Origin of the sequence: Pseudooctadecabacter sp., assembly GCF_965657175.1 — a bacterium.
In the GTDB taxonomy this organism is placed as follows: domain Bacteria; phylum Pseudomonadota; class Alphaproteobacteria; order Rhodobacterales; family Rhodobacteraceae; genus Octadecabacter.
In genome coordinates this window covers 39966-47760 of the sequence record NZ_CBFHNH010000022.1, presented here as the reverse complement: position 1 = coordinate 47760, position 7795 = coordinate 39966, and the positions used below count along the sequence as shown (strand labels likewise).

Sequence of the window (7795 nt, the reverse complement as noted above, 5' to 3'; positions counted from 1 at the left end):
CCAAAGATGGTCTCAGCCTCGGCCAGCACGCGCGCGGCGGCTTCTGGCTGTTCGATCAACATCAGCGATGTGATGAGCCGCGCCCAGTCTTGGGGCGGGCCGCCTTGGGTGGCCAGCCGGTCGGCCAGACCGCCGACCATGCCTTCGATCATGGCGCGGCGGTCTTCGGGTGACATCTCTTGCGCGGCGTCCAGATCGGCCGCACTTGGGCCGCGGACCTCGGGCAGAGCGTAGTCGATGCCCAACTGGACGGCCACCTCGTTGATCTGGTTGGCCGCGAAATCATAGTGCAGCGTGCCGGGGCTGCCGCCTTCGATGACCCGCCGCCAGAGGGAAAATGCGCGGTCGGGGCGGTCGTTTTGCGCATACATCAGGCCTGTATAATAAAGTGCCGGTTCGCTGTCGGGGGTGGTTTGCAGCACGCGCAGGGCGATGGTCTCAGCCTCGGGCGAAACATAACCTTGGGTGCCTGCGACCAGCAAATCCAACAGCCGTTCGTAATCTTCGGAAGGGACATCCGCGCCTTGCAGGGCAATCACCCGTTCTTGGGCGCGGGCCGCGCGGTGGTATTGACCGATGGCGGCTTCGGTTTGGGCCAGCACGGTCCAGGCCTGCAGGTTTTCTGGCTGTTCAAAGGTGGCCGCGCGGCGCGATTGGATCAGGCCCCGTGTGGCTTCATCGAACTGGTTCAGCGTGTCGGGCAGGTCGACGGCGGCCTCGGCCTCAAGCTGGCCAGGGCGGTTGGCGCGGCGGTCTTCGCCCACGCTCAGGCGCAATTCGCGCGGCACATCGCCATAGCCCGGCGCGCCCAATGTCCCGTAGAGACCGCCTGCCGCCCCAAGCAGGGCAAGGCCGCAGACCACAGCCGCCGCGCGGCTCAGCCCACGGGGGGCATCGCCGTCCTGCGCCCGCGTGCTGGCGTCTGCTGCCAGCAACCGGCGGGAGATTTCTGTGCGCGTCCGCTCCGCCTCGGCCTCATCCAACACGCCGCGCGCCAGATCGCGGTCCACGTCCGTCAGTTGGTCGCGGTAAATGTCGATATCGGTGTCTTGCGGTCCTGCATCGCCGCGCCCCCGCCACAGCAGTGCAGTGACAGCCAGAACGGCAAGGGCGGCCAGCAGGGCGGCGGTGATCAAAAAACCAGTCATACCCACCCATCTAAGGCCAATTGCAGTGCGGCAAAAGGCGCAAACGTGCGCCCGAATGCCACGTTTGCGCCTCGTGTCGGAAAAGTGCATCTAAGTGCCGCCGCCGGTGGTCCGAAAATGCACGTGTTCCACCACAAAACATCTTAGGGAAATCACCGATCGGGGATCTGTCATGCGCCGCTTTTCTGCTTTTGCCATCGCCCGTGAGGCGGTGCGGTATCATTCAGGCTGGGAACGGCACTGGCGCAACCCCACGCCCAAGAAGAAATACGACGTCATCATCGTGGGCGCCGGTGGCCACGGGTTGGCCACAGCGTGGCACCTGGGCAAGCATTACGGGATCACCAATGTGGCCGTGATCGAAAAGGGCTGGCTGGGCGGCGGCAACACGGGCCGCAACACGACGATCATCCGGTCCAATTATCTTCAGGACCCGTCGGCGGCGATTTATGAAAAATCCCGCAGCCTGTATGAAACGATGAGCCAGGATCTGAACTACAACGTGATGTTCAGCCCTCGTGGCGTCATTATGCTGGCCCAGACCCATCATGAGGTGCGCGGCTATCAGCGCACGGCCCATGCCAACGCCTTGCAGGGTGTGAAGACCGAATGGATCGACAAGCACCGCGTCAAAGAGCTATGCCCGATCATGAACATCGACGGCCCCCGCTATCCGGTGTTGGGCGGGTTGTGGCAGGCGCGCGGTGGCACCGCGCGTCATGATGCGGTCGCGTGGGGCTATGCGCGGGCCTGTTCTGACATGGGCATGGACATCATCCAGCAGTGTGAGGTCACGGGCGTGCGCACCACAGGCGGCAAGGTCGTGGGCGTCGATACGACCAAGGGCGCCATCGATTGCGATAAGCTTGGCATGGTGGTCGCGGGCCATGCGTCCCATCTGGCGGATATGGCCGGTTTCCGGTTGCCGATTGAGAGCGTGGCCCTGCAGGCCTTGGTGTCAGAGCCGATCAAACCCTGCATGGATATTGTTGTCATGGCCAACACGGTCCACGGCTATCTCAGTCAGTCGGACAAGGGGGAGATGGTCATCGGCGGCGGCACCGACGGGTTCAACAATTACACCCAGCGCGGATCGTTCCAGCACGTCGAGGAGACAGTGAGGGCTCTGGTTGAGACGTTCCCCATGCTCAGCCGATTGAAAATGCTGCGCCAATGGGGCGGGATCGTGGATGTGACGGGCGACCGGTCGCCCATCCTGTCGAAAACACCGGTTGAGGGCGTGTTCGTGAACTGCGGCTGGGGCACGGGCGGGTTCAAGGCCATTCCGGGATCAGGCTTCGCCATGGCGGAACTGATGGCCAAGGGTCAGTCGCCCCTGACGGATGAGTTTTCCATGTTCCGGTTCAGGGAAGGGAAGTTCATTGATGAAAGCGTCGCGGCGGGGGTCGCGCATTGATGGCACACGGTCATTTCGACCAACTCGGCGGGCACGCGCTCGGCCCGACCTCCCCCGCGGGAGGGCCGATTGCGCAGCCTGTGCCGCGCGTGCCATCGCTGGTGGATCAAGATCACAGGGCACTTCGTGTATCATGGACCCACCCGAGGTCGGGCCACCCGCATCCGCGCTTTTGCGCAACCTTTGGCCGATGCGCACCTGCCCAAACGGCCAGCCGCCGCCCAAATCAACCGGCGATTTCCGCTTATATTCCTTCTGATGCAGGACCTGCCAATCTGGTCTCACCCAAACAGGAGGACTTGAAATGGCGGACTACGACTTCTCTAAGCCGGCACCGGACCGGTCCCATCGCATCCCGCTCGACAGCGGGTCAGGCGCGGGAAGCCTCGGCTTCATCCTTGCGGGATTGGCCATCGTGCTGGTCGTGCTTTACGCGGTCTTCGGGGGTGCAGCCGTGCCCGTGGACCAGACACCTGCGGACATCGCCCCTGCGGCAGACCCCGCACCGGTCATCCCGACCGAATAATCTCTATCCCTCACGCAGATATCGCGGCGGGCAGGGGTTGACCCTTGCCCCCGCACACATAGGTCAATCGCAAAGCAACCCACCCGCGAGAGACCCATGGACGCCATCATCCGCCGTATTCCCACGCCCACAGATCTTGAAGCATGGTTCAGCCGCAACAGCGCCAAGATCGCAGGGCTTCTGGCGGGTACCCTTGGGCTGTTCATCGTCACCACATTCCTCACCGTTGCGATCACGGGCGTGCCCTATGGGGGCGAACGCCTCGATCCGGATCGGACGGTGGTCTACCCCAACTTTTAGGAACCTTTTGGCCCTTCAGCCCGTTCTAAGCTTGAAACAGACTTCAAGACGGAACGGAGAACGCACATGGCCAACAGCAACGAACACGTGGCAGAACGCAACACAACGACAACCACAACCACCACAGGTGGCGGCGGCGGGGCCATGGGGTTCATCCTTGGCATCATTGTGGTCGTTGTTGCAATCATGGCTTACGTCATGTTCTCGGGATCGGGCGGCGCGGATGGCGGCGCGGATGACGTCAATATCACGATCGAAGGCGCAGGCGAGGCCGTTGAAGACGCGGCTGGCGCTGTTGAAGGGGCTGTCGAAGGCTCCGAATAAGACTGAATTCAGTGCGGGCCTTCGGGCCGCCTCGAAGGCCGGTATCGCGTGCGATGCCGGTCTTTTTGCGTTCGCGGGCCCGATTGCGGCGTGCCGACATCAACCCCAAAGTGCAACGGGTGCATCATGCTGATCCTAGAGTGTCCCTACTGCGGCGTGGCCGCTGAAGAAACCGAACTGTCTCCTGGCGGTGAAGCGCATCTTAAACGGTTCGGTCCGGGATCGTCCGAGGAGGCGTTTGAGGGCTATTTGTTCGTGCGCGAAAACCCCAAAGGGGTGCATTTCGAACGCTGGCGCCATGCCTATGGCTGCGGCAAGTGGTTTCACGCCGCGCGCTGCACCATGACGCTGGAGGTGTTCGGGACCTATCCGGCGCAGACGTTTGAACCGCCCAAAGACATCAAAGACAAAATCACCGCCAAACGCCCCGGTTGGTCCTGGAGGAACTTTTCATGAGCACACGTCTGGCACACCAAGGGCGGTTGATTGACCGCGACCGGCAGGTGGAATTTACGTTCAACGGGCAGCGGATGAAGGCCTTTGAGGGCGATACGCTCGCCTCGGCGCTGTTGGCCAATGACCAGATGTTGGTGGGGCGGTCGTTCAAATACCACCGGCCCCGTGGGATCGTGGCAAGTGGCGCGGAGGAGCCCAACGGTCTGGTCAATCTTGGGTCCGGCGGGCGGTTTGAACCCAACCAGCGGGTCACCACGCAAGAGGTGTTCGAGGGGCTTGAAGCCACGTCGCAGAACCATTGGCCGTCGCTGGAGTTTGACGTAGGCGCGGTGAATGCCAAGCTGTCGAAATTCATGCCTGCAGGCTTTTACTACAAGATGTTCATCCACCCGCGGCCTTTGTGGAAACATGTCTATGAACCCTTCATCCGCAAGGCTGCAGGGCTGGGCAAAGCCCCCAAGGACAACGATGCGGATGTCTACGAACATATCTATCACCACTGCGATGTCATGATCGTGGGCGGGGGCATTTCGGGGCTGACGGCAGCCCTTGCGGCGGGCCGCGCCGGTGCGCGTGTGCTGCTGGTGGAACAGACCGCCCATTGGGGCGGCCGCGCGCCGGTGGACGGGGCGCAGATTGACGGGATGGATGCGGAGGCTTGGGTGAAGGACGCCCTGCAAGCCCTTGATAAGATGTCTAATGTTGTGGCCGTGTCGCGCTGCATGGGGGCGGGTGTCTATGATCATGGTTATGCGCTGGCCTATGAACGGCTGACCGATCATCTGGCCGACAAATCCGGGCCAAGGCACCGGCTGTGGCGGGTGCGCGCCGGCCAGATTGTGACCGCGACGGGGGCGATTGAACGGCCCTTGTCCTTTGCGGGCAATGATGTGCCGGGTGTTATGTTGGCCTCTGCCGTGCGCGATTATGTGGTGAACTATGGCGCGTCGGTCGGGGACCGCACGGTGGTCGTGACCAATAATGACGACGCCTACCGCACGGCGATTGCGCTGAAACAGGCGGGGCTGGATGTGCCTGCGGTGATCGATGCGCGCACCGGCGCTGGCCCCTTGGCGCGGGAGGCCGAGGCGCTGGGGATCAAGGTGATGTTCGGCAGGGCCGTGGCCTCCGTCAAAGGCGGCAAGCGGGTCACGGGGGTGGGCATATGTGCCCACGCCGGTGAGGGTGCGGAGCTCGACGAGATCGCCTGCGATGCCGTGGCCATGTCGGGCGGCTGGTCACCGGTGGTGCATCTGTGGTCCCATTGCGGGGGCAAATTGATCTGGGACGCGGAGCAGAACCATTTCCGCCCTGATCCTGACCGCCCGCCCTTAGGTGCGGACGGTGCGGGATTTGTCCTGACCGCAGGGGCCGCCCAAGGCGGCATGAGCACCCACGACTGCGTCGCGACCGCCCATGCCGCAGGTGCCGCGGCGGCCAAGGCAGCGGGGGCCTTTGACAGCCCCGGCAAGGCGCCCAAAGGCGACGCGCCGGAGGAGGCCCCGATGGAGGCCGTGTGGATGATGCCGCAGGGCGCGTCCTACAAACTGCGGTCTAAAATGTGGCTCGATTATCAAAACGACGTCAAAGTGAGCGACGTGCAACTGGCCGCACAAGAGGGCTATGAAAGTGTTGAGCACACCAAGCGCTACACCACGTTAGGGATGGCAACAGATCAGGGCAAGTTGAGTAACATCAATGGCTTGGCCGTTTTGTCCGATGCCTTGGGCCAGCCCAGTCCCGCCACCGGCACCACGACGTTCCGTCCGCCCTACACGCCGATTTCGCTGGGGTCGATCGGGGGGGAGGCCAGCCGCGATCTGTTCCAGCCATTGCGCAAAACACCGATCCACGCATGGTCCGATGCTAACGGTGCGGAGTGGGAACCGGTGGGTCAATGGCGCCGTGTCTATGCCTACCAACGCGGCGGCGAAAGCGTCGAAGACGCTGTGAACCGTGAGGTGAAGAACACCCGTGAGGCCCTTGGCCTGCTTGATGCCTCGACCCTGGGCAAGTTGATCGTGAAGGGGCCTGATGCGGGTCGGTTCCTCGACATGATGTACACCAACATGATGTCCAATCTGGCGGTGGGCAAATGCCGCTACGGGTTGATGTGCAACGAACAGGGCTTCTTGATGGATGACGGGGTTGTGGCCCGCATCGATGACGACACGTGGTTGTGCCACACAACCACCGGCGGGGCCGACCATATCCATGGCCACATGGAAGAATGGTTGCAGACGGAATGGTGGGACTGGAAGGTCTATGTGGCCAATGTCACCGAACAATACGCGCAGGTGGCCGTCGTTGGCCCCATGGCGCGGAAGGTTCTGGAAAAGCTTGGCGGGATGGATGTGTCGAAAGACGCGCTGCCGTTTATGCAGTGGAAAGACGGTGAGATTGGCGGCTTTGCCTGTCGTGCTTACCGCATCTCATTCTCGGGCGAGTTGTCTTATGAGATTGCTGTGAAAGCCTCCGAAGGGGCGGCCTTCTGGGAGGCGTTGATGGAGGCGGGTGCGGAATTCGGCGTCATGCCCTACGGGACCGAGGCGCTGCACGTGCTGCGCGCCGAAAAGGGGTTCATCATGATCGGGGATGAGACGGATGGCACCGTGATCCCGCAGGATTTGGGGCTCAACTGGGCGCTGTCCAAGAAGAAGGACGATTATCTGGGCAAGCGCGGGCAGCAGCGGTCGGCCATGGCGGACCCGGACCGCTGGAAACTGGTGGGTCTGGAAAGCGTTGACGGATCAGTCATTCCGGATGGGGCCTATGCAGTGGCGGATGGCGACAACGCCAACGGCCAGCACAACACGCAAGGCCGCATCACATCGACCTATTATTCCGCCAATCTTGGGCGCGGGATTGCCATGGGGCTGGTCAAAGACGGGCCGGACCGCATGGGGGAGGTAATCCAGTTCCCCCGCGTGGACGGATCGGTCGTGCATGCCAAGATCGTCAGCCCGGTGTTTTATGATCCCGAAGGGAGCAAGCAGAATGTCTGATTTGGCCACAATCACCCGCGCCGAGGCGCGCGGTATGATCACGCTGCGGGGGGATTTGGCCTCTGCTGCGATGAAAAAGGCGGTGAAGGCTGCCACAGGGCAAGGGATGCCGAAACCGGGCAAGATTGCGGGGGACGGGACCACGGGCGTACTGTGGATGTCACCGGATGAGCTGTTGGTGATGGTGCCCTACGCAGATGTCGGCAAGACCCTTACCGTGATAGATAAGGCCCTGACCGGACAGCATTATCTGGCCGCCGACGTGTCTGACGCGCGGGCGGTCTTTACTGTTGCGGGCGACCACCCGCGTGAGGTTCTGGCGCGGCTGTGCCCCGTCGACATTCACGCGGACAGCTTTGCCGTGGGTGACGCGCGCCGGACGCGATTTGCGCAGGTGGCGGCGGCGTTTTGGGCCCATGAGGCGGGGTTCGACGTGGTCTGCTTCCGCTCCGTCGGGGATTACATGGACGGGCTTTTGCGCAATGCGGCCAAGGCCAGCGCGACGGGCGCGTTTGGGTGACGCCGGCGGGTGTCGCTGTGGTGCGACACCTCACGTCTGCGTCGATCTATGTCATGACGTGACGTGCGCTCTCTGATAGGGCTGGGGCAGAGTTACAGG

The 7795-nt window shown here is 62.7% G+C and carries 8 protein-coding genes; 7 read left to right on the top strand and 1 reads right to left on the bottom strand.

The genetic code is table 11. The features are described from left to right. Positions 1–1148: c-type cytochrome biogenesis protein CcmI (gene ccmI, locus ACTG36_RS14775; protein WP_439142769.1), on the bottom strand; the 1148-nt coding region annotated here is incomplete at its 3' end. Positions 1149–1320: 172 nt separating this feature from the next. Between ccmI and ACTG36_RS14770 the strand changes: the two genes are divergently transcribed. The 7 genes from ACTG36_RS14770 (at position 1321) to ACTG36_RS14740 (ending at position 7696) form a co-directional block, all read left to right on the top strand. Further along, on the top strand, positions 1321–2565 hold the full coding sequence (locus tag ACTG36_RS14770) for a sarcosine oxidase subunit beta family protein (protein ID WP_375281894.1): 1245 nt from the start codon (positions 1321–1323) through the stop codon (positions 2563–2565). A gap of 304 nt (positions 2566–2869) precedes the next feature. Beyond that, positions 2870–3091, top strand: coding sequence for a hypothetical protein (locus ACTG36_RS14765; protein ID WP_439142767.1), 222 nt, complete (start codon positions 2870–2872; stop codon positions 3089–3091). Positions 3092–3187: 96 nt separating this feature from the next. Continuing rightward, positions 3188–3391, top strand: a complete 204-nt coding sequence (locus ACTG36_RS14760) for a hypothetical protein (protein WP_375281892.1) — start codon at positions 3188–3190, stop codon at positions 3389–3391. Between the two features lie 66 nt (positions 3392–3457). Further along, a complete protein-coding gene (locus tag ACTG36_RS14755; RefSeq protein WP_375281891.1) occupies positions 3458–3715 on the top strand; it encodes a hypothetical protein in 258 nt (85 codons plus the stop codon). 126 nt (positions 3716–3841) lie between these two features. After that, the gene (locus ACTG36_RS14750; protein WP_439142764.1) at positions 3842–4171 is read left to right on the top strand and encodes a sarcosine oxidase subunit delta; all 330 of its coding nucleotides are present in this window, start codon (positions 3842–3844) and stop codon (positions 4169–4171) included. Then, a complete protein-coding gene (locus ACTG36_RS14745) occupies positions 4168–7176 on the top strand; it encodes a sarcosine oxidase subunit alpha family protein (protein WP_439142761.1) in 3009 nt (1002 codons plus the stop codon). The genes ACTG36_RS14750 and ACTG36_RS14745 overlap by 4 nt, the downstream gene beginning before the upstream one ends. After that, on the top strand, positions 7169–7696 hold the full coding sequence (locus ACTG36_RS14740; RefSeq protein ID WP_375281888.1) for a sarcosine oxidase subunit gamma: 528 nt from the start codon (positions 7169–7171) through the stop codon (positions 7694–7696). The genes ACTG36_RS14745 and ACTG36_RS14740 overlap by 8 nt, the downstream gene beginning before the upstream one ends. Positions 7697–7795: the final 99 nt, after the last annotated feature.